Genomic DNA, 24,920 nt, shown 5'->3' with positions numbered 1-24,920 from the left:
ATATTGCCACCCTCCCCGGGGGCAGCTGCTGAGTTGTCGTAGCATGGACGGCAAACAGGAGATTCTGACTCTCGGCATCTGCGCGGCTGGACGTAAACGTCAGGGTACTGTCAGACAGTGTTTTGTGCATCGCGGCATAATATCCGCCATGGAAAAAATCATTGTCTACATCATTCCCGTCTTCCTCTTGTTGATCGTGGCGGAATTCACCTATGGCTACGTTCGCGGCCGCAATACCTACCGCCTGCCCGATGTCCTGGCGAGCATGTCGCAAGGGGTCATCAGCCAGTTGGTGGCGCTGCTCACCCAGTTGTTCCAGGTCGGGCTGTATTCGCTCACCTATCGTGCCGTGGCCGTCTTCCCGGCGGCGCGCTTCTGGCAAGGCGCGTTCGGCTGGATCGCGGCCATCTTGCTGTTCGATTTTTTCGATTACTGGCTGCACCGGTTCGGCCATGAGAACGCCTTGGGCTGGGCGGCACACTCGGTGCATCATCAGAGCCAGGACTTCAATCTCTCCACTGCGCTGCGTCAGGAAAGCACCGTGGCGCTGCTTGGCTGGGTGTTCTACCTGCCCATGGCGATCCTCGGCGTGGAGCCCGAACAATTCGGCATCGCCGGACTGGTGGTGCTGACCTACCAATTCTGGATCCACACCGAGCACATCGGCAAACTGGGCTGGTTCGATCGCGTGTTTTCCTCCCCCTCCAATCACCGGGTACATCATGCGGTCAACGAGCAATACCTGGACAAGAACTACGGCGGCATGCTGGTGATCTGGGACCGCATGTTCGGCACCTTTGCCGAGGAAAAGGAGAAAGTCGTCTACGGCACCCGTACGCCCCTCAATAGCTGGGATCCGCTGTGGGCGGTCCTGTCCGGCTACTGGCAGCTATTGCACAGCGCGGCAACGATGCCGCGCTGGCAGGACAAGTTGAAAATCTGGTTCAAGGCGCCAGGCTGGCGCCCCGCCGGGATGGAACCTTACCCGCCCTTCGACCTTGAGGCCGCGCGTCGCCGTTACGACGTACAGCTGCCGCGCCTGAGGCAGTGGCTTTCAGGACTACAGTTCGTAGGTTTGTTGGCAGCAGCCTCGGCGTTGCTGTGGCAGGCAGACGAACAGCCCTACCTGCACCTTCTGGCGATCAGCACCGCCCTGCTGGCCGGATTCTGGGCGCTCGGTGCGTACATGCAGCGCCGCCTGGGCGGCGCGCTGGTACTTGCCATTGACGTGGCGGCAGCGGTGGCCGTCTACGCTTTGATCTGAGCGCTCTGCTTACTGGATGATGCCGCAGGCCAGGCGCACCCCGCCTCCACCCAGCGGCGCAGGATGGTCGGCATGGTTATCGCCGCCCACGTGGATCATCAGGGCATGGCCACGGACCTCGGCCAGTGTCTTGATGCGAGGCGCCAGGACCGGGTACTCGGCCTTGCCGGCGGCATTCACGTAGAGCGCCGGCAAATCGCCCTGGTGCCCCTCGCCATACGGGCCCTCATGCTTGCCGGTTTTTTGCGGGTCCCAGTGACCACCTGCGGCCAGGGCCGGTTCCATCTTGCCGTCTTTCTCAAGCGGTGCGCAGGATGCATTCTGATGCACGTGGAAACCGTGCTGCCCGCCCGGCAGGCCGCTGATGGCCGGCGTGAACAGCAGACCGTAGGGAGTCTCGCTGATGGTCACCTCACCCACGGCGGCGGCCACACCATTGGCATCGACCAGGTTCATCGGCACCTTGATCGCCGCCGGAGAGGCAGCCATAGCGGTTCCACAGGCCATCATGGCCAATGCTGCAATGTGTCGTTTCATGCTTGTTTCCTTCCGAAAATGAAAAGGATGGAGGATAGGTCGTCCGCAAGCGCAGCGGTGGGAATGACGGATTCTCGCCGCCAGAACTGGACGAAGTTCGAGATTTTTATCCCAGAAAACTTCGAAAATCAAAGCTGAATTGCTCTACCACACGCCGACAGGACTACATCACAAACCGGTGCCGCCTTCCTGACAGCGGACTCAGGCGTGCGGCGTGTTACCGGTTTCGCTGCCCTCACCTGTATCGGCACCACCCAACGCCACATTGAGCTTACGCCCCTCCAGCAGCATCGCATGGAAATCCACGGCCGGAATCGGGCGCGAGAAGATATAGCCCTGCAACTCGTTGCAACCGGCTTCGCGCAGGAAGTTGAACTGCTTTTCGGTTTCCACCCCTTCGGCGATAACCTTGTGGCGCAACTGCTTGGCGATACCGATGATGGCGCTGGCGATGGCGCAGTCATTGGTATCGTCCGGGATGCCCATAGTGAAGGAGCGGTCGATCTTGAGGGTATTGATAGGGAAACGCTTGAGGTAGGACAGGCTGGAATAGCCAGTCCCGAAATCGTCCAGCGAGATGGTGATACCCAGGCTGCAGATCTTTTCCATGATGGAAATGACGCGATCGGTGCTATGCATCAGCATGCTCTCGGTGATTTCCAGCTCCAGCCAGTCGCCGCTGAGCATGTGGCGGCTCAGCGCGGCGCGCACGCGGTCGGGCAGCGAACGAGTGAACTCACGCGCCGTCACGTTCAGGGCGATACGGATCGGCGCCATACCGGCTTCCTTCCAGGCCCTTGCCTGCCGGCACACGGCATCCAGCACCCAGTCGCTGAGCTGGACGATCAGACCGGTCTCTTCGGCGATGGGGATGAACTCGCCCGGCAGCAGCAGGCCGCGCTCCGGATGCTGCCAGCGCACCAGTGCTTCGGCCCCGGTGATGGCGAGGGTGTTCATGTCCACCTTGGGCTGGTAGTACAACAGCAGCTCGTTGTATTCGAAGGCGTGCAGCAGACCGGTCTCGATGCGCAACAGATCCAGCGTGTTGCGATTCATCTCTTCGCTGTAGTAGACGTAGCCGCCTTCATTGTTGTCCCCGCCCTGCTTGGCGCGGTACATGGCGATGTCGGCCAGGCGCAGCAGGGTCTCGGTGTCGCTGGCGTCTTCCGGATACATGCTCACGCCGATGCTGGCGCCCACGCGCAGCTCATGACCATCGATGAAGAAGGGATCGTCGAACACCGCCAGCAGCTTCTGGGCGACAAAACCGGGGTGGTAATCCTTGTCGATATCGAACAGGGCCACCGCAAACTCGTCGGCGCCCAGGCGCGCCACCACGTCCTGCTCGCGCAAGGCGCGGCGCAGACGGATGGCCACTTCCACCAGCAACATGTCCCCGGCCACGTGACCCAGGGTGTCGTTGATGGGCTTGAAGCGGTTCAGGTCGATGAACATGACGCAACCATGCATGTTTTCATGCTTGGCTTCCATCAGCGCCTGGTCCACCGTGCGGGTGAGCAACGTGCGGTTGGGCAAACCGGTCAGGGCGTCGTAGTAGGCCAGGTGATGAATCAGCTTTTCAGCGTTCTTGCGTTCCGTGATGTCGCTCAGATAGCCGATCAGGCCGATCGGATGCCCGCTCTGGTCGCGCATCACCGACAAGGAAAGGCTGGCCCAGAATACCTCTCCGGACTTCTTGCGGCGCCGCACCTCCATCTCGCGGCCGCCCTGCTCCAGGAATACGTCGTGCAGCGAATCCTCTTCTTCCTCGTTCTCGTAGAGGAATAGCACGTTGCGGCCGATGGCTTCCAGGGCGGTATAGCCGAACAATTGCTCAGCGCCACGGTTCCAGCTGGTGATGAAACCGGCCGGATCCATCGTGATCACTGATTCGTGCATCTGGTGCAGGATCTGCGCCTGCTCTTCCAGCTTGGCTTCGATCTGGTCCAGGGAGCGGGCGCGCTTCTCCGTTTCGGCGCGGCGTTGCATCAGGCGGCCAAGGAAGGCGCCCAGCATCGCCAGCCGGTTGCGCTCGAGCTCGGTATAGGGCCGCGTCAGGGAAGGAAAAACGAAATAGCCGAACTGCGCGTCTTCATGCGCCACCGGCTGGCATAGGCCGTTACCGGTTTCTCCCGGCATGCCGATCACGTAGCGTCCGCCGGGGCGCTTGAGGAAACCCGATGCGATTCCTCCCAGCGCGGCATGCAATGCCATGCCGTGCAGGTTTTGCATGGCGTCCAGCAATGCCGAACAGCATGCCAGATCGTCACTGCCCACGGAGGAGATCATCGTAATCACGCCTCGGTACTGACGCGTGTGGCCCAGCTGAAGGCCTGGATTAGACAGCGGCAATACACCTCAGCGTCGAGACCGGCGGCGTCCAGGTCCACATGACGCAAGGGGATGCGGCCATCTTCGGAGCGTTCCACCACGTCCAGCAGCTTGCCCAGCCGGCCGCTGCGATAGACCAGCGCATTGCAGATATCCACCGGCAGCTTCAAGGGCTCGATGATGTCGTTGAGCGGCATGCCCAGGAGGATATCCAGCAGCGAGAACATGCCGGTGATGAAAGCCCGGTCCAGTTCCTCGGGCGTGCACTCCACCCGCTGCGCCATCGCCTCCATCATGGCCGCACGGGCTGCCGCACGCGGCAGCAGCGGATTGGCCGATTCGTCGCCGGGGAAGCGCGCATACAGCAACAGCTGCAACCAGCGCTGCAACTGACGGCGCCCCAGCAGATTGATGGCCTGGGTGAAATTGGTGATATGGGCCGAGAAGCCGAAAGCGGCCGAACTCACCAGCTTGAAGAGCTGGTAGGACAGCGCCGGGTCCTGCTTGAGCAGGGATTCCAGCTCATTGGCATCGGCGTCGCGCGCCACCAGTTCCAGTAACTTCAGCAGGCGGGCGCGGGAAATCGAATTCTTTTGCGACAGGCGGCTGTCGGGATGCAAGGCATATTCGCCCGAGAACCAGCGGAAACCCTCCACCCGGCAACCATCGAACTGCAGGGCATCGGCCACGTTCTCGGCCAGGTGGGGTCCGCGCAGGCGGTGCAGCCACTGGGTGGTTTCGGGCAGGTTGCCGATGCTGGCATCCAGCGCCACCGATTCCACGAACGGGAACACGCTGGCACCTTGTGCCGGCAAACCGTCGGCGATGATGGCAAAGCCGCGGCTGTAGAGCCAGTCCAGCGCATCGATCTTGCCGGGGTCCACGCAATGCTCGACCGGCACGCGCAGTGCCAGTTGGCCCTGGGGAATCTCGTGCTTGAACTCCGGCGCAAAGATCGCCGGGTCACGCACCGGGATGATGCAGGTCAGGCCACCCAGGGCGTCATGCAGGTCGAACTCGTTGAACAATCTCGACAGCAAGGCGCTGCCGTCTTCGACCGCCGGCGAAATATGCAGCGACAGCGCCGTCCAGACGTGATGAACGTCGGCGACGGGCTGCAAAAACACGAGTGGAAACGAAACGCTTTTATCCTGAACAGCCATATTTTTATCGTGGCGCGCTCCGTAGCCTGCCGAAACGCTCTTGGGTGTCGAAAAACTCTAAATAAGTTTCCCAGCAGAATACTTAATTAAAATTAAATTTTTTCTAAATATACCCGATAAAAGCAAGCTTGCAACCAGCTTTATCCTGACAGGAAGATTTCCTGCAGGTCATTCAGAAAACGGCGCCCCAGATCAGTGGGCCGGATCACAGCGTGGTCGCGATACAACATTCCCTTTTGCTCGGCCAGGTCGAGTTGCTTGCCGATCTGGTTCAGGCTCATCCCGGTACGTTCGGCGAACAGGTTGGGCGAAAAACCCTCGGTCAGGCGCAGGGCATTGAGCATGAACTCGAAGCCCAGCGCGTCGCGGCCGATTTCGGCCTCTTCCTGGATCGGCCGGCCGGCGCGGGTCTGATCCAGATAGGCCTGCGGATGCTTGTAGCGCATCTGGCGTACGATGCGATGCGGGAAGGACAGCTTGGAATGCGCGCCGGCGCCGATGCCCAGGTAATCGCCAAATTGCCAATAGTTAAGATTGTGCCGGGCGCGTCTGCCCGGTTGGGCATAGGCCGAGACCTCGTAATTGGCGTAGCCGTCAGCACTTGTCAGAGTTGCGATCATGTCCTGCATGTCCGCACTGGCATCCTCATCGGGTACTGCCGGCGGGAAACGCGCAAAGAGCGTGTTGGGCTCCAGCGTCAGGTGGTAGAGCGACAGATGCGGCGGCGCAAACGCGAGTGCCGTACTGATGTCGGCCTGCGCCTCGGCCAGTGTCTGGCGCGGCAAGGCATACATCAGGTCGAGATTGAAATTGTCGAAATTGGCATGGGCGATCTCCACCGCCTTGCGCGCCTGGTCACCGTCATGGATACGCCCCAGCGCTTCCAGGTGCTGCGCATTGAAGCTCTGGATGCCGATAGAGAGCCGGTTGATGCCACTTTCCCGGTAAGAACGGAATTTGTCGGCTTCGAAGGTACCGGGATTGGCCTCCATCGTGATCTCGATGTCGGCGTCGAAAGGCAGCAAGGTGCGCAGGTCCGACAACAGGCGGTCCAGACCGGCGGCTGACAGCAGGCTGGGTGTGCCGCCCCCGATGAAGATGGTATTGATCTTGCGGCCCCAGATCAACGGCAGGGCCTGCTCCAGGTCCAGGCGCAGCGCGTCCAGATAATCCTCTTCGGGGAAGCTGCCCTTGACCTCGTGCGAATTGAAGTCGCAATACGGGCACTTGCGCACGCACCAGGGAAAATGCACATACAGGGATAGCGGCGGCAAGGCCGTCAGTTGCAGGCTGCCGGGCTTGAGGAAAGCCAGCGCCGCCTGCGCCGGGCCGGCGCTGGCCTGGCCGGCGGGAATGTCAGCCGGAACCGGTTTGATGGGGATCATTTCAGCTTCTCGATCAATGCGCGCAGGGCCTGGCCGCGATGGGAGACGGCGTTCTTCTCGGCGTGGCTCAGCTCGGCTGCAGTCTTGCCCAGTTCAGGCAAGAGGAAATACGGATCGTAGCCAAAACCGCCCTCCCCGCGCGCCTGGGCGATGATTTCGCCCTTCCAGACGCCGTCGGCGATGACCGGTTGCGGATCGTCGGCATGGCGCACATAGACCAGCACGCAATAGTAATAAGCTGACTTGTCGGCATGAGCCGCCAGGTCAGCGATGAGTTTGGCGTTGTTGTTGGCGTCGGACTTGGGTTCGCCGGCATAGCGCGCCGAATAGACGCCGGGCGCACCGCCCAGGGCATTGACGCAGACGCCGGAGTCGTCGGCCAGTGCCGGCAGCCCGGTCAGGCGCGCCGCATGGCGGGCCTTGGTCAGGGCGTTTTCGACGAAGGTGCCGAAAGGCTCTTCCGCTTCGGGGACGTCGAACTCGCCCTGTGGGCGCACGTCCAGGCCAATGTCGCCCAGCAGGCTGGCGAATTCCTTCAGTTTGCCGGCGTTGTTCGACGCCATGACGATCTTTTGCTTGGTGTGCATGCTTGGTCCGAATGGGTGGCAGGAGTCGCGACAATGAAAAACGCCATGTCCTGGCTGCAACATGGCGTTTTCCCCTGTGTCTTGTGTAGGCCGCATTGTAATGCGATTTGCCCCGGGCCGCCCGATGGTGCGGCGCTGACCGGTGGGCTGATCGACTTACAGGCCCAGGGCCTTCTTCTGCAGACCGTTGAGGGTGGCAATGCCTTGCTGGGCCAGGTCCAGCAGGCTGTTCAGGGTGGCCCGGTCGAACGCCGCACCTTCAGCCGTGCCCTGCACCTCGACGAAGTGGCCGGCATCGGTCATGACCACGTTCATGTCGGTATCGCAGTCCGAATCCTCCAGGTAATCCAGGTCCAGCACCGGCACGCCGCGATAGACGCCGACCGAGATCGCTGCCACGAACTGCTTGACCGGAATGGTCTCGATCAGGCCACGCCCCTGCAGCACCGAGAACGCATCGTAGGCCGCCACCATGGCGCCGGTGATGGCCGCGGTACGGGTACCGCCATCGGCTTGCAGGACGTCGCAGTCCAGTTGCAGGGTGCGCTCGCCGAAGGCCTCCAGATCGAAGGCAGCGCGCAGGGCGCGTCCGATCAGGCGCTGGATTTCCTGGGTGCGGCCGGACTGCTTGCCCTTGGCAGCCTCGCGGTCCATACGGGTGTGGGTGGAACGGGGCAGCATGCCGTATTCGGCGGTGAGCCAGCCCTGGCCCTTGCCCTTGAGGAAACCCGGCACCCTTTCTTCGATCGAGGCGGTGCACAGCACGCGGGTGTCACCGAACTCGATCAGCACCGATCCTTCGGCATGCTTGGTGTACTGGCGGGTCAGGCGAACCTCGCGCAACTGCGAAACGCTACGGCCGCTGGGGCGATGGGAAGCTGTCATGGTGATCCTTGTCTATGTTTGTAGGGTCTTGGCTAAGCTGGTAGCGGTGAAGGTTGAGGGAAATCGGCGGCGGCAACCGGGTACCGGGCCGGTCGATGACCGTCAAAACCGCTCATTTTGATGTTTTTGATAGCGCGGCGCCGCCAATCTTCATTAAAATGCGGGCTCCGACCGGGCGACATCCCGGGCAGACCGCACAGGCGCTGCCGGAACGTTCAAGTCCGGCATTGTAATGGATCAGCAAGACTGCCGTCGCGGCAGCAGCCGAGTTTGCCCCGTCACTGCCCGCACCGCCCGCAACCCGACCTGTCAGCGCGCCCTACCCGGCGCCGCGCCCGCTTATGGAGCCCCGACCTTGACCATCTACAGCATGACCGGCTACGCCGTCACCACCCGTGAAACCACCGCCGGCACGGTCACCCTGGAAATGAAGAGCGTGAATTCGCGCTTCCTGGACCTGCAATTCCGCATCAACGACGACCTGCGCGCGGTCGAACCCATGCTGCGCGAGGCCATCATGGGCCGCCTGGTGCGCGGCAAGGTGGAATGCCGCCTGTCCTTCGGCCGCAAGGTGGCCAGCGGCAACAGCCAGGCGCTCAACACCACTGTGGTGGCGCAACTGGCCAACCTGCAAGACCAGCTGCGTGCGCAATTCCCGGATGCAGCGCCGCTGTCGGTCAACGAACTGCTGCGCTGGCCGGGCGTCATGGAAGAAGCCGAGATCAGCCAAGAAACCCTGCAGGCCGACATCCTGGCGACCCTGCAGCAGACCCTGGACGCCTTCGTCGACAGCCGGGCCCGTGAAGGCGCGGCGCTGCAGGCGGTGATCCTGGCGCGGGTCGATGCGATGGAAGCCATCGTGGCCCGCATCACCCCGCTGGTGCCGCAACTGGTCGAGCAATTCCAGCAAAAGGCCACCGAACGCATGACCGAAGCCCTGGGCCTGGCCCTGCAGACGCAGAACGGCGCCGCGCCGGTGGCCACCCGTGAGGAATCGCTGGAACGCATCCGCCAGGAAGTGACGCTCTACGGCATCCGCATCGACATCGCCGAAGAACTGGCGCGCCTGTCGGCCCACCTGGGCGAAACCCGCCACATCCTGAAGAAGGGTGGGCAGGTCGGCAAGCGTCTGGATTTCATGATGCAGGAACTCAACCGCGAGGCCAACACCGTGGGCTCCAAGGCTGCCGTCAAGGAACTGGCCGACGCCTCCATGGAGCTCAAGCTGCTGATCGACCAGATGCGCGAGCAGGTGCAGAATCTGGAGTAAGCCCAGGCGCCAGCATTGCCCGACCTGTCGGGCAGAGATTCACGATATCAAGATATTCACGACATTTTCAGCGAGGACCCCATGCCCGTCCAAAAACCCACTTCCGGCAGCCTCTTCATGGTGGTTGCGCCCTCCGGCGCCGGCAAATCGACCCTGGTCAACGCCCTGTTGAAGCAGGAGCCGGCCATCAAGCTGTCCATCTCCTACACCACCCGCGCCCCGCGCCCGGGCGAAGAACATGGCCGTGAATACTATTTCACGGATGCGGAGGATTTCCTGAAGCGCCAGGCCGAGGGCGAATTCCTCGAATGGGCCGAAGTCCACGGCAACTACTACGGCACCTCGCGCCTGATGATCGCCGACCAGATCGCCAACGGCACCGATGTGCTGCTGGAAATCGACTGGCAAGGCGCGCAGCAGGTCAAGAAGCAGTTTTCCAATGCCATCGGCATCTTCATCCTGCCACCGTCGATCGCGGCGCTGGAAGAGCGCCTGAAGAAGCGCGGACAGGACGAACCGCACGTCATCACCCGCCGCATTCTGGCCGCAGGCGGCGAAATCGCGCACTCCCCGGAGTTCGAATATGTTATTATCAATCAAGAGTTTGCCGTCGCTTTATCCGAGTTGACGGCCATTGTCCAGGCAGCCCGCTGCCGATTCCCGCAACAAGCCGCCCGCAACGCCTACCTGTTCACACAGCTGGGCATCCACGCGAGCTGAGCCTGTCAGGGCGCCGGACCGATCCATCCACACGCAAGACCGTCATTCAGGAGTTTTACATGGCCCGCATCACCATCGAAGATTGCCTCAAGCAGATCCCCAACCGTTTCCAGTTGACCCTGTCGGCCACCTACCGCGCCCGCCAGCTGCTGCAAGGCCACACCCCCAAGGTGGAAGCCAAGGACAAGCCGACCGTGACCGCCCTGCGTGAAATCGCAGCGGGCAAGGTCGGCGTGGAAATGCTGAAGAAGGTTCCGGCCTGATCCTGGTCCGTCCATGAAGCTGATAACGGACAAGTATGAGCCTCACCACTACCGACTCCACCTTATCAGCCGCTCCTAGCCCCAAACGTGCCACCGGTTCCGGTCGCACCGCACCTCCCAACGAAGTCGCCCCCGCCGCTGCCCACAGCGGCGTGGCGACTTTTGCGCATCTGATTCCCAAGCTCGAAGAGTACCTGACCCCTTCCGAACTGAAGAAGGTCAAGGAAGCCTATCGCTTCGCCGATGAGATGCACCTGGGCCAGATGCGCAAGTCGGGCGAGCCCTACATCTCGCACCCGCTGGCGGTGGCCGAGATCTGTGCCGAATGGAAACTGGACGCCCAGGCCATGATGGCGGCCTTCCTGCACGATGTGATGGAAGACCAGGGCGTCAAGAAGGAAGAGCTGATCGAACGCTTCGGCGCCTCCGTGGCCTCCCTGGTGGATGGCTTGTCCAAGCTGGACAAGATCGAATTCCAGAGCCAGGTCGAGGCGCAGGCCGAGAACTTCCGCAAGATGCTGCTGGCGATGGCCCGCGACGTGCGGGTGATTCTGGTCAAGCTGGCCGACCGCCTGCACAACATGCGCACGCTGGGCTCCATGCCGCCCGAGAAGAAGCGCCGCATCTCGCGCGAGACCATGGAAGTCTATGTGCCCATCGCGCACCGCCTGGGCCTGAACAACATCTACCGCGAGCTGCAGGAACTGTCCTTCTCGCACCTCTACCCGCTGCGCCACCGCACGCTCTCCAAGGCCGTCAAGGCTGCGCGCGGCAACCGCCGCGAAGTCGTCACCAAGATCATGGAATCGGTCACCTCGACCCTGATCGCCGCCGGCATCCCGGCCCAGGTCGACGGCCGGGAAAAGACCCTCTACGGCATCTACCGCAAGATGCGCAACAAGCACCTGACGTTCTCCCAGGTGCTGGACGTCTATGGCTTCCGGGTGGTGGTCGACAGCTTCGCCAACTGCTATGTGGCGTTGGGCACCCTGCACTCGCTGTTCAAGCCCATGCCGGGCAAGTTCAAGGATTACATCGCCATCCCCAAGCTCAATGGCTACCAGTCGCTGCATACCACCCTGATCGGCCCCTACGGCACGCCGGTCGAGTTCCAGATCCGCACCACCGAAATGCACCGCGTGGCCGAGTCCGGCGTGGCCGCGCACTGGCTGTACAAGGATGACGAAGGCAGCCTGACCGACCTGCAGCAGCGCACCCATGCCTGGCTGCAATCGCTGCTGGACATCCAGAAGCAGACCGGCGACTCGGCCGAGTTCCTGGAGCACGTCAAGGTCGACCTGTTCCCCGATTCGGTCTACGTCTTCACGCCCAAGTCCAAGATCATCGCCCTGCCCCGTGGCGCCACGGCGCTGGACTTTGCCTACAGCATCCACACCGATATCGGCGACCAGACTACCTCGGCCATCATCAATCACGAACCGGCGCCGCTGCGTTCCGAGCTGCACAACGGCGACATCGTCGAGATCATCACCTCGCCGACCTCGCGCCCCAGCCCTAACTGGCTGGGCTATGTACGCACCGGCAAGGCCCGCTCGGCGATCCGCCATCGCCTGCGCACGGCCAACAAGGTCGAGTCGCAAGCGGTCGGTCGCCGCCTGCTGGGTAATGCCCTGCACACCCTGGGTATTGACCCGGAGCTGCCATCCCACATCGTCGAGCGCCTGCTCAACGAATCCAGCGCCAAGACCATGGACGACCTGTATGCCGAGATCGGCATCGGCACCCGCATGGCGCCGCTGGTGGCACGCCACATCATGACCATGATGGATACCGGGGTGAGCGTGCCGCAGTTGGATCCGGAAGGCCACATGCTGCCCAACAAGCCCGACCCGGTGGTCATCACCGGCAGCGAAGGCGCCTCGGCGCAGTTGTCCTCCTGTTGCATGCCGATCCCGGGCGACCGCCTGACCGGCTACCTGCGACCGGACCAGACCCTGATCGTGCATACCCAGGAATGCGAGACCGCCAAGCGCCTGCACGAGAAGGAACCGGAACGCTGGATCGAGCTGGTCTGGGGCCACGATCTGAACCGCCGCTTCGATTGCCGCATCACCATCCTGATCCACAACGAGCGCGGCACGCTGGCGCGCATCGCGGCCGAGATCGGCGAATCGGACGCCAATATCGTCTCGGTGGCCATGGATGATGAAGGTGGCAATGCCTCGATGAAATACCTGCGCTTCACCATCCAGGTCGAAGACCGGGTCCACCTGGCGCGCATCATGCGCGGCATCCGCAAGATCGACAGCGTCGCACGTATCCTGCGCGACCGGGGCTGATGCCGGTCATGCCATGAGATGACGCCATGAAGAACGCCCGCAATCGCGGGCGTTCTTCATTTGGGGCATCAGGGTGAACATCAAGGGCCAGTCAGGCGGCCGCCTTCTCCTGCGCCAGGCCGACCTGCACCTCTGCTTCCAGATGACGTTGGCAGGCCTGCGCACCCTTGTCGGCGATGCCGCGTTCCAGCTTGTCGGCAAAGAACTCGATCAGGGCACTGACTGCACTGGGCAACTGGCGGCGGTGCACATAGACCGCATAGAAGCCCATGGTGTCGCGCTGGTAATCCGGCAGGATGTTCACCAGTGTGCCATTGCGCAGGTCTTCGGACGCCAGCATGGTCGGCAGCAAGGCAATCCCCAGGCCGGCCCGCGCAGCCCGCAGCTGGCCCTGGGCGGTATTGACGCACAGGCGCGGCACCACCCGCACACTCTCGGGACCATGTGGCCCCTCCAGCTTCCAGACCGTGTGCTGGGGTGCCTGCGAGGTCGCCAGACAGGCGTGGGCGACCAGGTCCGACAGGGCCTGCGGCGTACCCTGCCGCTCCAGGTAACGTGGACTGGCAATGAGCGCCAGATGGCTTTGCACCAGTTTTCTGGCCACCAGGCTGGAATCAGGCAATACCCCGCCGCGGAAGGCCAGGTCGATACCCTCGGCAATCAGGTCGGCGCGCCCATCGTTGAGCACGAACTCCAGCTGCACCTTGGGATAGAGATGCATGAACTCATGCATCCACTCGATCGAAAAATTGTCGAAGAAATCCACCGGCGCCGCCACCCGCAGGCTACCCGTCGGCTCGCCCTGGCTCTCGGTCAGGCTGGCGCTGGCGTGTTCGATGTCTTCCAGGCCGGGCGCGCAGCGTTCGAAGAATTCCCGACCCGCCGCAGTCATGTTGAGCTGGCGCGTGGAGCGTTGCAGCAGCCGCACGCCCATGTTGGCCTCCAGGGTCTGCAGGCGCCGGCTGATGGTATTGGGTGGCATGGACAGCTTGCGGCCGGCGGCGGCAAAGCTGCCGGCACGCACCACATGCACGAACAGCCAGATGTCGTTCAGGTCTAGCATGGCGATGGCCTTTTTCCTCTATGTCCGTCTCAATCCCATTACTTCCAAAACTGGATCAGTGAAATGCGATTCTCGCATCTATTGGAAGAAATGAAAACTGGGTATTGTTCATCCCAATGCAAACGCCTTCCTGTCGAGGCGATGCCAACCGAACAATGTAAAGGAATGACCATGAGCACCCTGCTGCATATCGACTCCAGCGCCCGTACCGGCGGTTCCATCTCGCGCCAGCTGACCGCCTCCTTCGCCCAGCAATGGCAGGCCAAGAATCCCGGCGGCCAGGTCGTTCATCGCGACCTGGCCGCCAACACCCTGCCGCACCTGAGCGAATCCATGATGGGTGCCTATTTCACCCCGGCCGATGCCCGCAGCGCCGAGCAAGCCGACGTGATCAAGCAATCCGACGCCCTGGTCGATGAGCTGCTGGCCGCCGACACCATCGTCATCGGCGTGCCGATGTACAACTTCGCGCCGCCCTCGACCCTGAAGGCCTGGATCGACCACGTCTTCCGTGCCGGCCGCACCTTCAAGTACACCGAAACCGGCCCGGTCGGCCTGGTCACCGGCAAGAAGGCCGTCATCATCCTGTCCCGTGGCGGCAAGTATTCCGAAGGTCCGATGGAAGCGCTGGACTTCCAGGGCAAGTACCTCAAGAGCGCCCTGGGCTTCATCGGCATCACCGATGTCGAACTGGTGATCGCCGAAGGCGTCTCCATGGGTGAAGAGGCCGCCAAGCAAGCCGTTGCCGGCGCCGAAGCGAAGATCAACGCCACCGTCTGATCGCGCCAGCGGGCTTGCCCCGCTCTCGCGCTGCCCATGTAAACGGGGCGCACCGCCAACAGCGGTGCGCCCCGTTTGCCTTTATACAGCTCAGTGGCTGCCCAACCCCTTGTGCATGCGCCGCAAGCCCAGCCAGACGCAGGCCGCCACCACCGGCACCACCAGGCCGGTGGCCAGATCCGGATTGATGGGCAGGCCCGCCGCCTTGGCCGCCTTGCCGGCATACCCCAGCAGACCGATCACGTAATACGAGATGGCCGCCACCGACAGGCCTTCCACCGCCTGCTGCAGCTTCAGTTGCTGGGCGGCGCGGGCATTCATGGATTCCAGGATCTGGCGGTTCTGACGCTCCTGCACGATGCCGATCCGGGTGCGCAACAGGTCGTTGGTATGGGCGATACGTTCGGCCAGGGCTTCCTGGCGACGAGCGATGGCCTGGCAGGTATCCATGGCCGGCGCCAGCCGGCGCTCCATGAATTCACCGATGGTCGGCACGCCTTCGATGCGCTGCTCGCGCAATTCCTCGATGCGCGCCTGTACCAGCCGGAAATAGGCCTGCGAGGCCGAGAAGCGGTAGCTGTTCTCCAGCGAGAGCTTTTCGATGCGTGCCGCCAGACCGGTGATCTTGCGCAGCACGCGCTCATCTTCGGCCTGTTCCTCCGGCGTGCCGGCGGTGGACTGCTCGGATTGCACCATGGCGGCGGTCAGCGCCGCCAGGTCGCCCTCGATCTGGTTGAGCAGCGGGCCGGATTGCTGGGCGTGCGGCAAGCCCAGCAAGGCCATCATGCGATAGGTCTCGATTTCCAGGATGCGCTGGGCCAGGCGCCCGCCTTGCAGCTCGCGCAGGCCAATGTCGCGCACCACGAAACGCGAAAATCCATCCGACTGGATCTGGAAATCGGTCCAGATTTCCCCGCCCTGCAAGACCTTGCTGGAACTCATCAGCTTGCCCTCGAAGATGCGCTGCATCTGGCGTGCGGTCGCAGCCGGGTCATCGTCGCCGGGCTCCACCACCACATGCGCAGCCACCATCAGCTTGCCCTTGAGCGAGAGCTGCCACTGCTGGGGGATGTGCGCCAGCGGCGCGCGGGCAAAGGCCTGGTCGGTGGAGAGCGGCTCCTCATGGGCCTGGGCGAAGGTATAGGTGGCGAACTCGGTGTGGCACTCCCACTTCAGCCGGAAGCGGCCGAAGTCGTGATAGAAGTGCTTGGCCTCGCCACCCGGAGCGACCACGCCGAAATGGGCGCACAGGTCGTCCAGCAGCGCATGCTGGGCACTGGCATGGCGACCGCCATTGCCTTCTTCGCGCACATAGACGGCCAGGTGGGTGAGCGTTTCCGAACGCGTCAGCTGCAGGAAGGGGCGCGAATGCACCTCGGCAGCCAGGACGACGCGCTGCGGGTGGTTCAGGCTGGCAAAAACGATGGACATGGGACTTTCTCGTGGATGATTGCAATGCTGTGCGCCGGTCGCGCCTGATGGCGACCGACTAACTGCCGGCCGGCCTGCAAGTCAGGCCCGGCCGCGGCGAAAACGGGTGGTGAGCCTGCGCGCCTACTGCGGCTGCGGCGGCGGATACGTGACGTCGAGGATGGTCAGCTGCTCCACGCCCGAAGGGGTCTGCAGCACCACCTCATCCCCTTCGCGCGCCTTGGTCAGCGCCCGCGCCACGGGCGAAATCCAGCTGATGCGCCCCTTGAGCGGATCGAGCTCGTCGATGCCGACGATGGTCACCGTATGTTCTTCGCCGCGCTGGTTTTCGTAATGCACCGTGGCCCCGAAGAAGATCTGGTCGCTGCCGTGATGGACCGAGGGATCGACCACCTCGGCATTGTCCAGCCGCTTGGTGAGGAAGCGGATACGCCGGTCGATCTCGCGCAGGCGCTTCTTGCCGTAGAGATAGTCGCCGTTCTCGGAGCGGTCGCCATTGGAGGCGGCCCAGGAGACTACACGCACCACCTCCGGCCGCTCTTCGTCGATCAGGTGCAGCAGCTCATCCTTGATGCGCTGATGGCCCTGGGGTGTCATGTAGTTCTTGGCCCCAGCGGGGATGGCCGGCAAGGCGATCTCGTCATCGTCGTCGGCGCCGTCGGATTCTTTTACAAATGCCTTGTTCATGTGCGAATGGATGGGTATGCAGGTTCGTCCTTATTGTAGCCGCATGCGTGCGCTCGCAACGGTACAGTTGGGGCGATTAATCCTTGCATCAGTGTGCGGGCCGTGTGCCCGGCGCAAGACCCTGCCCGGCAACGGCAAGGCTCGCCCTTTGGCCCGCACTCGGCGATAATCTGCCTTCCCGCCTGGTCACAGGCTTACCACTCCACTGCTCCCGCGACCTCATGTCCTCCATCGCCCCTCGCTATCGTATCGGTCTCATCGCCAACCGCGCCCATCAGGACGCTGCCGATTCTGCCCTGGTGCAGTTGCTCACCGGTTCAGGCCATCGCATCGAAAGCCTGCAACCCGAACTGATCGTGGTCGGCCGCACGCTCGACGCCATCGCCCAGATGAACCTGCTGCCCGGCTACCCGCATCTGGTGCGCTTCCCCTACGGTCGGCAAGGTGGCCTGATGAAGCTGGTCTCGCGCACGGTCGATCCCGACCCCGAGCGCACGCTGGACGCCGTGATCTATCTGGTCGATCCGGTCGATCCCTCCTCCACCTTCCCTGAGGCGGTGGCCCTGAAACGCCAGTGCGTCATCCATGGCAAGCCCTTCCTGTCGACGCTGGCTGGCGCCCAGGAATGGTTCGAACTGGAAGCCATCGCCAATGGCGCCGCGCCGGACAGCTTCCTGGATGACCGCTTCCACCTGGAGCAGGAAGGCATCGCCCTGATCGCCCACGACGCCATGAAGTCGCGCATGCTGGAACTGGCCGAGAAGCATTTCGAGGTGCTGGACCGCTTCGCCTTCCGCTGCGCCACCGGCACCACCGGCGGCCTGCTCAACCAGCTGGCCATGAAGATCAAGGGAGACGCCGGCCGCAACTGGGTGCGCCCCTTCCTGTCCGGCCCGCTGGGCGGCGACGCGCAGATTGCCGAACTGATCCTGGAGCGTCAGTGCCGTCGCGTGCTGTTCCTGGAAGATCCGCATGTGGCGCGCCAGCACGAAGCCGACATCCAGTTGCTGGAACGGGCCGCCCGCACCGTGACCGGCTATGCCTCTTGCATGAGCGATGTCAAATGGGGCGACCGCTGGCTGTCCCTGATCAAGGCGCGCGCACTTTGAAGTCCGCATGACCGCATCCCCACCGCCGCCCCACTCCGTGCCTCCGCAGCGCCCGGGGCGCTGGCGCCGCCGGCTGCTGGCGCCGCTGATCTATACCGCGGCCCTGCTGCTGATGCTGGAAGAATGGCTATGGGACGCCACCCAGGCGCTGCTGGCGCGCATTCCCGACTGGCCCTGGCTGGTGCGGCTGCAGCACTGGGTGGAACGGCGCCCGCCCTATGTGGCGCTGCTGATCTTCCTGGCACCTACCCTGCTGCTGCTGCCGGTCAAGCTGCTGGCGCTGCTCTCGATCACGCACGGGCATCCGACGCTGGGCCTGGCCATCGTGCTCGCGGCCAAGGTATTGGGGACCGCGCTGGTCGCGCGCATCTACGCCCTGACGCGCCGCAGCCTGCTGTCACTGGCCTGGTTCCAGCGCTACCACGATCAGTTGCTCGCGGTGAAGGCCAGGCTGACCGCGCAACTGCAGGCCACTGCAGGCTGGCAACAGGCAAAGCGCCTTGTACAGTTGTGCAGGCAACGTGTGGCAGATGTGAAGTCGTTTGTGCGGGCGCGCATGGCCCGCTCGCCACGCTCCCCGCTGGCGCGCCTGATGCGCCTGCTGCGCAAGCTGGTGGCCCGCATGCGCAGCCGCTAGTGTTGAAAATCCTTGCAGAGAACGCTGCAAAAAGTCGAGCGCAAATGAAACAAGGCCGCCATAGCAGCCTTGTTTGCAGATTCATCGCCACCCGGGCCGGGCAGCATCAGTCGTCATCATCGTCATCGATGTAGCCGTCTGGCGGCGGCGACATCTGCATCGTGGCATGCTGGCCAATGTTGTTGTTGGAAATACTGTTGCCCCACTCGAAGGCATGCTTTTCAGCGGCGAAGAAATCATCGGCCGACAGCTGCAGTTCATCCAGCAGATGCTGCATCTCGGCCTGGTCCGGCGCCCGTTGCTCGGTGCACTCCACCAGACGCAAGGCCAGGCCGTAGAAGCCGCTGCGACGCAGCAGCGCCTCCCGGATCTCGGTACTGACGGTGATCTGGCGCAGCACCGTTTCCATGCTCATCCCGAACAGTGCATCGACCAGCGACATGATGCCCACCGTGAACGCCATCTCCGACATCTTGCGGCGCCCCGGGCGAATCTTCACCGTAATGAGCTCCAGCATCTTGCCGCGCGTGGCCGCCAGGATCATCAGCGGCGACATGGCGTGGGCGCGGTCCTTCTCGGTATTGGCGAAGAGCAGGATCTGCAGCCAGCGCTTCAACTGCCGGCGCCCCAGCACGATCAGGGCCTGGCCCAGCGAATCGATGAACTTCTGGAAGCCGTACACCGGGGTATTGACCAGCCTCAGCAGGGTCAGGCTCAGGGCCACGTCACGCTTGATGAAGCGCACGATCTCGGCATTGTCGACATTGCGCACCAGCAGCGTGAGCAGGTGCATGATGATCATCTTCGAGGCCTCCAGCTTCTTGCCCTGGAGGATCATCGGCTTGGCGAAGTAATAGCCCTGGAAGTAATCGAAGCCAAAGGTCATGCAGTCATTGAACTGCTGCAGGGTCTCGACCTTCTCGGCCAGCAGCTCCTTCTGGGCGCGCTTGAAGTGCACCGACAGCTTGAGCAGCTTGCTGGGATCGACTTCCATCACGTCGATCTTGATGATCTTCACCAGCGGCAGCAGTTCTTCGATCTCTTCCGACTCGGCCACCACGTCATCCAGCGCGAACACATAACCGGCCTTGGTCAGCTCGCGCACGCGCGCCACCAGTTCCGGTGTCACACGTACCGTCTCCAGGATTTCCAGTACCACCTTGTCGGAGGGCAGGAAATAGATGAAGTCGCTCATCAGCACGGCCGCATCGACATTGATGAAGCCATGCAGGTTACCGATCACATTGGACAAGCCCAGCTCGGAAGCGTGGGCAATCACCGCCGCCGTCGCCGTCACGTCATCCTTGACGTTGGCCGGACCAAAGGCCGCACTGCGAAACAGCAGTTCGTAGCCGATCAGGTCCTGCTCGCGGCTCAGGATGGGCTGGCGGGCCAGGAAGAAATCCAGGGCGTGATGAGGGTGTTGCGCGTGCGGGGGCAAGGCGGATGGGTCGGCGGACTGGTCTGACATGGTTGTTCTTTTACTAATCCCTCGCGTTGCAATTCTTGACGTGTGGCAATCTCACTATTGTAAGCCGATTTCTCACGATATCGGCGACAGCGAGACCACCCACGACGACAAAATCACAAATATTCACAACGCCAGGAGCCCCCGTCATCAGAGTTCTCCCGACTCCAGGACATATTCCGCGCTGTCATCCACGCCCAGCACCTCGATCAGGTAGGGCATGACTTCCTTCAGCGTGGCTTCCAGCGTCCACGGCGGATTGAGGATGAACATGCCGCTGTTATGCAGGCCAAAGCCATCCGGTGCCGGGCCGTGGATGGCCAGCGTGACATTGAGCCAGCTCTTGGCACCCAGGCGCTTCAAGCGCTCGGGCAACTGACGCGATTCATTACGATGCAGGACCGGATACCACACGGCATAGGTGCCCCCCGGAAAACGCGTGAGCGCATCCGTGAGCACCTGGGCCACGTGGCTGTAGTCACGCTTGTCTTCGTAGGGCGGGTCGATCAACACCAGGGCACGACGCGAGGGCGGCGGCAACAGCGCCTTCAGGGCGTCGAAGCCATCGCCCCGATGCACCATCACGCGCTTGCCGCGCGCTGCCGGACGCTGGCCCTGGGCGGCGGCATGCGCCTCCAGCTTGCGGAAATTATCCGTCAGCACCTTCACTTCGCTGGGATGCAATTCGAACAGACGCAAGCGGTCCTGCTCGCGCATGATCTTCTCGGCGCAATAGGGAGAACCGGGGTAATAGCGCATCTTGCCGCTCGGATTGAGCGACTTGACCACATCGACGTATTCCTGCACCGCCGCTGGCAGGTCCTTGCGGTCCCACAGCTTGGCGATGCCGGTTTCATATTCGGCGTTCTTGCTGGCGTAATCTCCATCCAGCGCGTAGACGCCCGCGCCGGCATGGGTGTCGATGACCATGTAGGCAGTTTCTTTCTGCCCGAGATAGCGCATCAACTGGATGATCACCATGTGCTTCAGGACATCGGCGTGGTTGCCGGCGTGAAAAGCGTGGCGATAACTCAGCATGGAAAATTCACTTCTTGGATGGGGTTGATAGCGGGTGGCGGCACGGACCGACGTGGGTCACTGGGTGGGCCACCGAAAAGAGGAAAAACTCATGCATTTTATCAAGGATACGTGAGCAGTTGTCGGACTAATCCGGCATTGTTACAAAGAAGACATGCCCGCAGCGCCGGGTGATGCGGCCCGGCCGCTGGCCGCGGCGCCGGCCCGGGATGCGAGTCCGGCACCCGGCAGTGCGCGCGACGCCTCTAGTTACCGGCCCGGTCCAGCCGGAAATACGCATCCAGCAAGGAGGTCTTGAACACCACCCCCAGCAGGCGCGGGTCTTCGGCGCTGGCGATCACCGGCAGGCGCTCACCCTGATGGTCAAGGAACAGTTGCAAGGCCTCGCCCAGGGACATGTCGGGCGTCACCTCGTGCAGAAAATGCGGCCGCAAGAAATCGCGAGCTACCCGGCCTGCAGCTTCCTTCTTGTCCAGCAGCCAGGAAGTGATGTCCTGCAACGCCACCACCCCAAGGTAACGCTGCTGGTCGTCCACGATGTAGACATACTTCACCGGGTATTTCAGGAACAGGGCGCTGATCTCTTCCAGGCTGGCCTGTTCCTGCAGCACGGTCTCGGCCGGCCGGATCAGGGCACGCATGTGAGTGCCGCGCAGACGCAGGCGTTCTTCGTTGTCGCGATGGCGTTTCAGGGTGATCTCGTACATCGAGCGCCCGTCGGTGCTGCGCGCCACCACATAGGCAACCACGCAGGACAGCATCAGCGGCAGCACCACCTGGTAGCTCAAGGTCATCTCGAAGATCATCAGGATCGCCATCAACGGCGCATAGGACGCCGCCGCCAGGAAAGCGCCCATGCCCACCATGGCATAGGCGAACGGTTGCGACATGTGGAACGGCAGCAAAGCCTGGGCCGTATCGCCGAACAGGTAGCCGACCGCCGCCCCCACGAAGAGCGTGGGCGTGAAGATCCCCCCGACCGCCCCCGAGCCGACTGTAATGGCCGTGGCCAGGACCTTGATCACCAGCACCGTCAACACCGCCTGCCACAGCCAGGTCGTATGCAGCAACGAATTGACCAGGCTGTAGCCATTGCCCCAGACCTCGGGCACCTCGATGGAGATCAGTCCGACCAAGAGTCCGCCCACGCCCAGCCGCACCGGCAGCGGCAGGCGGAACTTGCCGAAGCCCTGCTTACCCAGCTCCAGCACGCGCAGGAACTGCGGTGCCAGGATGCCGGCCAGTACGCCCAGCACCAGGAACAGCAGCACTTCCCAGCCGCCGATCTCGGGGAAGTACGGCATTTCGTAGGCCGCCCGGTAACCCGGCAATTCGCGCATGGTGATGTTGGCCACCACGGAGGCCACTACCACCGGGCCGAAGCTCTCCATGACCAGCGAACCGAGCACGATCTCGGTGATGAAGAAGGCCCCGGCGATGGGTGCGTTGTAGGCCGAGGTGATGCCGGCCGCCGCCCCGCAGGCCACCAGCAGGCGCAAGCGGGAAGAAGGAAAGTGCGAGAACTTGCCCACCAGCGACGCGCACAGCGCCGACAACTGCACCATCGGACCTTCGCGGCCGATGGAGCCGCCGGAAGCAATCGACGCCAGCGAGGAGATGCTGCGCAAGAGCGTATTGCGCACCGGAATGGCGCCATCACCGATGGCCACCGCCTCCATGTAGTCGCCGCCATTGCCAGCCGGGGTGCGCTTGGCCCAGACCAGGAACAGGCCGGCAATCACGCCGCCACAGGTCGGCAGCAGGATGCGCACATGCCAGGGCAAGCCCTTGGCGATGTCGACGAAGCTCCCGTCATGTCCGGTCAGCCAGATCTGCAGCAGCGCGATGCATTCGCGAAAGGCGATGGTGGCCAGGGCGCCGACAAAACCGGCCAGCGCGCCCCACAACAGCATGGAATGACTTTCGGACACACGACAGGCATTCAGTACCCGCAGCCGGTACTTGATCCAGAGTTCATGCATGGTCGCTGTCCTGTCCCCGCTCTTGCTCCTGCCCTTGCGCCGCCTGCTCGTCGGCCGGCCGCATCAACGCCTGCAATTGGCGCAATTCGCCCGCAATGCTGGCCGCCGCCTTCTTCTGCATGCGACGGTAGCGTGCCAGCACCTCCTGCCCCAGCTCGGTCACCGCCGCACCGCCACCACGGGCGCCGCCGGTCGCAGTGGCCACCAGCGGGCTGGCGAAGCAGCGATTCATTTCCTCCACCAGCAGCCAGGCACGCCGATAGGACATGTCCATCTCCCGGGCCGCGCCGGAGATCGATCCGGTCTGTGCGATCGCCTGCAGCAGATCGGCCTTGCCCGGCCCGAAGGCAATGGTCTGGCCCTGCATCACGCGCACTCTCAAGGTCTTGGCATCATTCATGCGCGTGATTGTACAAGGGCCTTGTACGTGCGGCCAATGCAGAGCGGGCGGTTGACGTTCGTTATATCCTTACGTATATTTCGCCACTCACCCGCCCTGCTCCCTTGTTCTCGTTTCCAGGATTGCCGATGCTGAAGAAAACCCGTCTCAAGGCCGCCATCGGTGCCGCCTTCGCCGCCACGCTGGTGTTCTCCGCCGGCGCCGCCCAGGCCACCGATCTCGTGGTGTCCGCAGCCGCCAGCCTGACCAATGCCTTCAAGGAGCTGGCTCAGTCCTTCGAACAACAGCATCCTGGTGTGAAGGTCATCAGCAACTTCGGTGCCTCGGACGTGCTGATGCAACAGATTGTGCGCGGCGCTCCGGCTGACGTATTTGCCTCCGCCGACCAGACCGCCATGGACAAGGCGGTGGCGGAAAAGGCCGTCAACCCGGCCACCCGCAAGAACTTCGCCGCCAACCAGATCGTGGTCATCGTGCCGCAGGACGCCCGGCACCAGCCGGCCACGCTGGCCGACCTGACCCGTCCGGACTATCAGCGCATCGCCCTCGGCAACCCGGCATCGGTGCCCTTCGGCCGCTACACCAAGGGTGCGCTGGAACAGGCCGGCCTGTGGTCGCAGGTGCAGGCCAAGGGGGTGATGGCCGAGAACGTGCGTACCAGCCTGGATTACGTGGCCCGTGGCGAAGTCGATGCCGGCTTCGTCTTCGCCACCGATGCCGCGGTGATGCCGGACAAGGTCAAGGTCGCCATCCGCATTCCCTCAAACACGCCGGCCACCTATCCCATCGCCATCACCTCCGGCAGCCGGCAACAGGAACTGGCCGCGCAGTTCGTGGCCTACGTGCTCTCGCCGAACGGGCAGGCCGTCCTGGCGCGCTACGGCTTCCTGAAGCCCTGAACCCCAAGGTCGCCTGATGCATCCGGTCTGGACACCGTTGCTGCTATCGCTAAAGGTCGCGGGACTGGCAACCCTGCTCAATCTGGTCCTGGGCGTGGCCGCCGCCTATGGGCTGTCGCGCTGGCGCTCGCCGCTGCGTGACTTCATCGATTCGGTCCTGACCCTGCCCCTGGTGCTGCCGCCTACCGTATTGGGCTATTACCTGCTGGTCTTGTTCGGCCGCCGTGGCACCTTCGGCGCCTGGCTGGAGAGCCTGGGCATCCAACTGGTCTTCACCTGGCAAGGCGCGGTACTGGCCTCCACCGTGGTGGCCTTCCCGCTGGTATTGAAAGCAGCCCGGGCCGCCTTCGAGAGCGTGGACCATCAACTGGAAAACGCGGCCCGCGTGCTGGGCGTCTCCGAGGCCGGCGTGTTCTTTCGCGTCAGCCTGCCGCTGGCTACGCGCGGCATCACCGCTGGCGTGCTGCTGGCATTTGCCCGCGCCCTCGGTGAATTCGGCGCCACCCTGATGGTGGCGGGCAACCTGCCGGGCCGCACGCAGACCCTGTCGGTGGCCATCTATGAGGCGGTACAGGCCGGCGACGACGGCGCGGCCACCTTGCTGGTGGTGATTACCTCGATCACTTGCGTGGTGCTGCTGATGCTGGCCGGACGACTGGTACCGGACCGCTCGCAGCTGCAGATTCGCTAGACTGTCGCGGTTGATCCCTTTTACTTGCCC

General features: G+C 63.1%; 23 protein-coding genes. 10 read left to right on the top strand and 13 right to left on the bottom strand.

Annotation, left to right across the window (positions count from 1 at the left end):
- Positions 1 to 148 precede the first annotated feature (148 nt).
- Positions 149 to 1,264: a sterol desaturase family protein gene (locus BTM36_RS16335; RefSeq protein WP_077237098.1), complete on the top strand. Its 1,116-nt coding sequence runs from the start codon at positions 149 to 151 to the stop codon at positions 1,262 to 1,264.
- A 9-nt stretch (positions 1,265 to 1,273) separates the two neighbouring features.
- Here the strand turns inward: BTM36_RS16335 and sodC are convergent, their stop codons facing one another.
- The 6 genes from sodC to rph all read right to left on the bottom strand — a co-directional run bounded on the left by sodC (position 1,274) and on the right by rph (position 8,152).
- A complete protein-coding gene (gene sodC, locus BTM36_RS16330) occupies positions 1,274 to 1,801 on the bottom strand; it encodes a superoxide dismutase family protein (protein ID WP_077237097.1) in 528 nt (175 codons plus the stop codon).
- A 201-nt stretch (positions 1,802 to 2,002) separates the two neighbouring features.
- Entirely contained in the window at positions 2,003 to 4,090 is a 2,088-nt protein-coding gene (locus tag BTM36_RS16325) for a bifunctional diguanylate cyclase/phosphodiesterase (RefSeq protein WP_077237096.1), read from the bottom strand.
- Positions 4,091 to 4,095: 5 nt separating this feature from the next.
- Entirely contained in the window at positions 4,096 to 5,295 is a 1,200-nt protein-coding gene (locus BTM36_RS16320) for an EAL and HDOD domain-containing protein (protein WP_039874801.1), read from the bottom strand.
- Positions 5,296 to 5,435: 140 nt separating this feature from the next.
- Complete coding sequence (gene hemW, locus BTM36_RS16315; protein ID WP_077237095.1) at positions 5,436 to 6,680, bottom strand: radical SAM family heme chaperone HemW; 1,245 nt, start codon at positions 6,678 to 6,680, stop codon at positions 5,436 to 5,438.
- The gene (rdgB, locus tag BTM36_RS16310) at positions 6,677 to 7,267 is read right to left on the bottom strand and encodes an RdgB/HAM1 family non-canonical purine NTP pyrophosphatase (protein ID WP_006462586.1); all 591 of its coding nucleotides are present in this window, start codon (positions 7,265 to 7,267) and stop codon (positions 6,677 to 6,679) included. Before rdgB ends, hemW begins: the two co-directional genes overlap by 4 nt.
- 156 nt (positions 7,268 to 7,423) lie before the next feature.
- The gene (gene rph, locus BTM36_RS16305) at positions 7,424 to 8,152 is read right to left on the bottom strand and encodes a ribonuclease PH (RefSeq protein ID WP_077237094.1); all 729 of its coding nucleotides are present in this window, start codon (positions 8,150 to 8,152) and stop codon (positions 7,424 to 7,426) included.
- A gap of 355 nt (positions 8,153 to 8,507) precedes the next feature.
- Here rph and BTM36_RS16300 point away from each other — a divergent pair, with 355 nt between their 5' ends.
- The 4 genes from BTM36_RS16300 (at position 8,508) to BTM36_RS16285 (ending at position 12,705) form a co-directional block, all read left to right on the top strand.
- The gene (locus BTM36_RS16300) at positions 8,508 to 9,422 is read left to right on the top strand and encodes a YicC/YloC family endoribonuclease (RefSeq protein WP_077237093.1); all 915 of its coding nucleotides are present in this window, start codon (positions 8,508 to 8,510) and stop codon (positions 9,420 to 9,422) included.
- 81 nt (positions 9,423 to 9,503) lie between these two features.
- Complete coding sequence (gmk, locus tag BTM36_RS16295; RefSeq protein WP_006462589.1) at positions 9,504 to 10,142, top strand: guanylate kinase; 639 nt, start codon at positions 9,504 to 9,506, stop codon at positions 10,140 to 10,142.
- Positions 10,143 to 10,201: 59 nt separating this feature from the next.
- A complete protein-coding gene (gene rpoZ / locus BTM36_RS16290) occupies positions 10,202 to 10,405 on the top strand; it encodes a DNA-directed RNA polymerase subunit omega (protein WP_006462590.1) in 204 nt (67 codons plus the stop codon).
- Between the two features lie 35 nt (positions 10,406 to 10,440).
- Positions 10,441 to 12,705, top strand: a complete 2,265-nt coding sequence (locus BTM36_RS16285; protein WP_006462591.1) for a bifunctional (p)ppGpp synthetase/guanosine-3',5'-bis(diphosphate) 3'-pyrophosphohydrolase — start codon at positions 10,441 to 10,443, stop codon at positions 12,703 to 12,705.
- A 91-nt stretch (positions 12,706 to 12,796) separates the two neighbouring features.
- On the opposite strand, the gene BTM36_RS16280 is transcribed toward BTM36_RS16285, so the two are convergent.
- Positions 12,797 to 13,768, bottom strand: a complete 972-nt coding sequence (locus BTM36_RS16280) for a LysR family transcriptional regulator (RefSeq protein ID WP_077237092.1) — start codon at positions 13,766 to 13,768, stop codon at positions 12,797 to 12,799.
- A 171-nt stretch (positions 13,769 to 13,939) separates the two neighbouring features.
- On the opposite strand from BTM36_RS16280, the gene BTM36_RS16275 reads away from it, so the two are divergent.
- Entirely contained in the window at positions 13,940 to 14,548 is a 609-nt protein-coding gene (locus BTM36_RS16275; protein WP_077237091.1) for an FMN-dependent NADH-azoreductase, read from the top strand.
- Positions 14,549 to 14,638: 90 nt separating this feature from the next.
- Here BTM36_RS16275 and BTM36_RS16270 read toward each other — a convergent pair whose 3' ends face one another.
- Entirely contained in the window at positions 14,639 to 15,979 is a 1,341-nt protein-coding gene (locus BTM36_RS16270) for a DUF3422 family protein (protein ID WP_077237090.1), read from the bottom strand.
- Positions 15,980 to 16,102: 123 nt separating this feature from the next.
- Positions 16,103 to 16,666 carry a transcription elongation factor GreB gene (gene greB, locus BTM36_RS16265; protein WP_006462595.1) on the bottom strand — a complete coding sequence of 188 codons (564 nt, stop codon included), beginning with the start codon at positions 16,664 to 16,666 and terminating at the stop codon, positions 16,103 to 16,105.
- 221 nt (positions 16,667 to 16,887) lie between these two features.
- Here greB and BTM36_RS16260 point away from each other — a divergent pair, with 221 nt between their 5' ends.
- Both BTM36_RS16260 and BTM36_RS16255 read left to right on the top strand, forming a co-directional pair.
- A complete protein-coding gene (locus tag BTM36_RS16260) occupies positions 16,888 to 17,775 on the top strand; it encodes a methylglyoxal synthase (protein WP_077237089.1) in 888 nt (295 codons plus the stop codon).
- A 7-nt stretch (positions 17,776 to 17,782) separates the two neighbouring features.
- On the top strand, positions 17,783 to 18,412 hold the full coding sequence (locus tag BTM36_RS16255; protein WP_077237088.1) for a hypothetical protein: 630 nt from the start codon (positions 17,783 to 17,785) through the stop codon (positions 18,410 to 18,412).
- Positions 18,413 to 18,518: 106 nt separating this feature from the next.
- Here the strand turns inward: BTM36_RS16255 and BTM36_RS16250 are convergent, their stop codons facing one another.
- The 4 genes from BTM36_RS16250 to BTM36_RS16235 all read right to left on the bottom strand — a co-directional run bounded on the left by BTM36_RS16250 (position 18,519) and on the right by BTM36_RS16235 (position 23,300).
- Positions 18,519 to 19,883 (bottom strand): EAL and HDOD domain-containing protein, encoded by a 1,365-nt coding sequence (locus BTM36_RS16250; RefSeq protein WP_006462598.1) that lies wholly within the window; start codon positions 19,881 to 19,883, stop codon positions 18,519 to 18,521.
- 147 nt (positions 19,884 to 20,030) lie between these two features.
- Complete coding sequence (locus tag BTM36_RS16245; protein ID WP_006462599.1) at positions 20,031 to 20,918, bottom strand: 23S rRNA (adenine(2030)-N(6))-methyltransferase RlmJ; 888 nt, start codon at positions 20,916 to 20,918, stop codon at positions 20,031 to 20,033.
- Positions 20,919 to 21,163: 245 nt separating this feature from the next.
- Complete coding sequence (locus BTM36_RS16240) at positions 21,164 to 22,900, bottom strand: ClcB-like voltage-gated chloride channel protein (protein WP_006462600.1); 1,737 nt, start codon at positions 22,898 to 22,900, stop codon at positions 21,164 to 21,166.
- Positions 22,893 to 23,300 carry a winged helix-turn-helix domain-containing protein gene (locus BTM36_RS16235; RefSeq protein WP_077237087.1) on the bottom strand — a complete coding sequence of 136 codons (408 nt, stop codon included), beginning with the start codon at positions 23,298 to 23,300 and terminating at the stop codon, positions 22,893 to 22,895. The genes BTM36_RS16240 and BTM36_RS16235 overlap by 8 nt, the downstream gene beginning before the upstream one ends.
- 128 nt (positions 23,301 to 23,428) lie before the next feature.
- Between BTM36_RS16235 and modA the strand changes: the two genes are divergently transcribed.
- Positions 23,429 to 24,199 (top strand): molybdate ABC transporter substrate-binding protein, encoded by a 771-nt coding sequence (gene modA / locus BTM36_RS16230; RefSeq protein WP_077237086.1) that lies wholly within the window; start codon positions 23,429 to 23,431, stop codon positions 24,197 to 24,199.
- Between the two features lie 16 nt (positions 24,200 to 24,215).
- Positions 24,216 to 24,890, top strand: a complete 675-nt coding sequence (gene modB / locus BTM36_RS16225; RefSeq protein ID WP_006462603.1) for a molybdate ABC transporter permease subunit — start codon at positions 24,216 to 24,218, stop codon at positions 24,888 to 24,890.
- The last annotated feature ends 30 nt before the right edge of the window (positions 24,891 to 24,920 follow it).

Origin of the sequence: Herbaspirillum sp. VT-16-41 (assembly GCF_001994935.1) — a bacterium.
GTDB classification, from domain to species: Bacteria; Pseudomonadota; Gammaproteobacteria; order Burkholderiales; family Burkholderiaceae_D; genus Herbaspirillum; species Herbaspirillum frisingense.
Note: the sequence above shows the minus strand (reverse complement) of the source record. Positions and strands in the feature narration are given on the sequence as shown.

What these genes read in the sequence shown, in the direction of transcription:
- greB (WP_006462595.1), bottom strand. Translation starts at nt 16,666, where the DNA reads ATGAACAAGGCATTTGTAAAAGAATCCGACGGCGCCGACGACGATGAC.
- BTM36_RS16285 (WP_006462591.1), top strand. Translation starts at nt 10,441, where the DNA reads ATGAGCCTCACCACTACCGACTCCACCTTATCAGCCGCTCCTAGCCCC.
- hemW (WP_077237095.1), bottom strand. Translation starts at nt 6,680, where the DNA reads ATGATCCCCATCAAACCGGTTCCGGCTGACATTCCCGCCGGCCAGGCC.
- BTM36_RS16270 (WP_077237090.1), bottom strand. Translation starts at nt 15,979, where the DNA reads ATGTCCATCGTTTTTGCCAGCCTGAACCACCCGCAGCGCGTCGTCCTG.
- BTM36_RS16275 (WP_077237091.1), top strand. Translation starts at nt 13,940, where the DNA reads ATGAGCACCCTGCTGCATATCGACTCCAGCGCCCGTACCGGCGGTTCC.
- rdgB (WP_006462586.1), bottom strand. Translation starts at nt 7,267, where the DNA reads ATGCACACCAAGCAAAAGATCGTCATGGCGTCGAACAACGCCGGCAAA.
- modB (WP_006462603.1), top strand. Translation starts at nt 24,216, where the DNA reads ATGCATCCGGTCTGGACACCGTTGCTGCTATCGCTAAAGGTCGCGGGA.
- BTM36_RS16255 (WP_077237088.1), top strand. Translation starts at nt 17,783, where the DNA reads ATGACCGCATCCCCACCGCCGCCCCACTCCGTGCCTCCGCAGCGCCCG.
- BTM36_RS16320 (WP_039874801.1), bottom strand. Translation starts at nt 5,295, where the DNA reads ATGGCTGTTCAGGATAAAAGCGTTTCGTTTCCACTCGTGTTTTTGCAG.
- sodC (WP_077237097.1), bottom strand. Translation starts at nt 1,801, where the DNA reads ATGAAACGACACATTGCAGCATTGGCCATGATGGCCTGTGGAACCGCT.
- BTM36_RS16325 (WP_077237096.1), bottom strand. Translation starts at nt 4,090, where the DNA reads ATGATCTCCTCCGTGGGCAGTGACGATCTGGCATGCTGTTCGGCATTG.
- BTM36_RS16240 (WP_006462600.1), bottom strand. Translation starts at nt 22,900, where the DNA reads ATGCATGAACTCTGGATCAAGTACCGGCTGCGGGTACTGAATGCCTGT.
- BTM36_RS16280 (WP_077237092.1), bottom strand. Translation starts at nt 13,768, where the DNA reads ATGCTAGACCTGAACGACATCTGGCTGTTCGTGCATGTGGTGCGTGCC.
- BTM36_RS16260 (WP_077237089.1), top strand. Translation starts at nt 16,888, where the DNA reads ATGTCCTCCATCGCCCCTCGCTATCGTATCGGTCTCATCGCCAACCGC.
- BTM36_RS16245 (WP_006462599.1), bottom strand. Translation starts at nt 20,918, where the DNA reads ATGCTGAGTTATCGCCACGCTTTTCACGCCGGCAACCACGCCGATGTC.
- gmk (WP_006462589.1), top strand. Translation starts at nt 9,504, where the DNA reads ATGCCCGTCCAAAAACCCACTTCCGGCAGCCTCTTCATGGTGGTTGCG.
- rph (WP_077237094.1), bottom strand. Translation starts at nt 8,152, where the DNA reads ATGACAGCTTCCCATCGCCCCAGCGGCCGTAGCGTTTCGCAGTTGCGC.
- modA (WP_077237086.1), top strand. Translation starts at nt 23,429, where the DNA reads ATGCTGAAGAAAACCCGTCTCAAGGCCGCCATCGGTGCCGCCTTCGCC.
- BTM36_RS16335 (WP_077237098.1), top strand. Translation starts at nt 149, where the DNA reads ATGGAAAAAATCATTGTCTACATCATTCCCGTCTTCCTCTTGTTGATC.
- BTM36_RS16235 (WP_077237087.1), bottom strand. Translation starts at nt 23,300, where the DNA reads ATGAATGATGCCAAGACCTTGAGAGTGCGCGTGATGCAGGGCCAGACC.
- BTM36_RS16250 (WP_006462598.1), bottom strand. Translation starts at nt 19,883, where the DNA reads ATGTCAGACCAGTCCGCCGACCCATCCGCCTTGCCCCCGCACGCGCAA.
- rpoZ (WP_006462590.1), top strand. Translation starts at nt 10,202, where the DNA reads ATGGCCCGCATCACCATCGAAGATTGCCTCAAGCAGATCCCCAACCGT.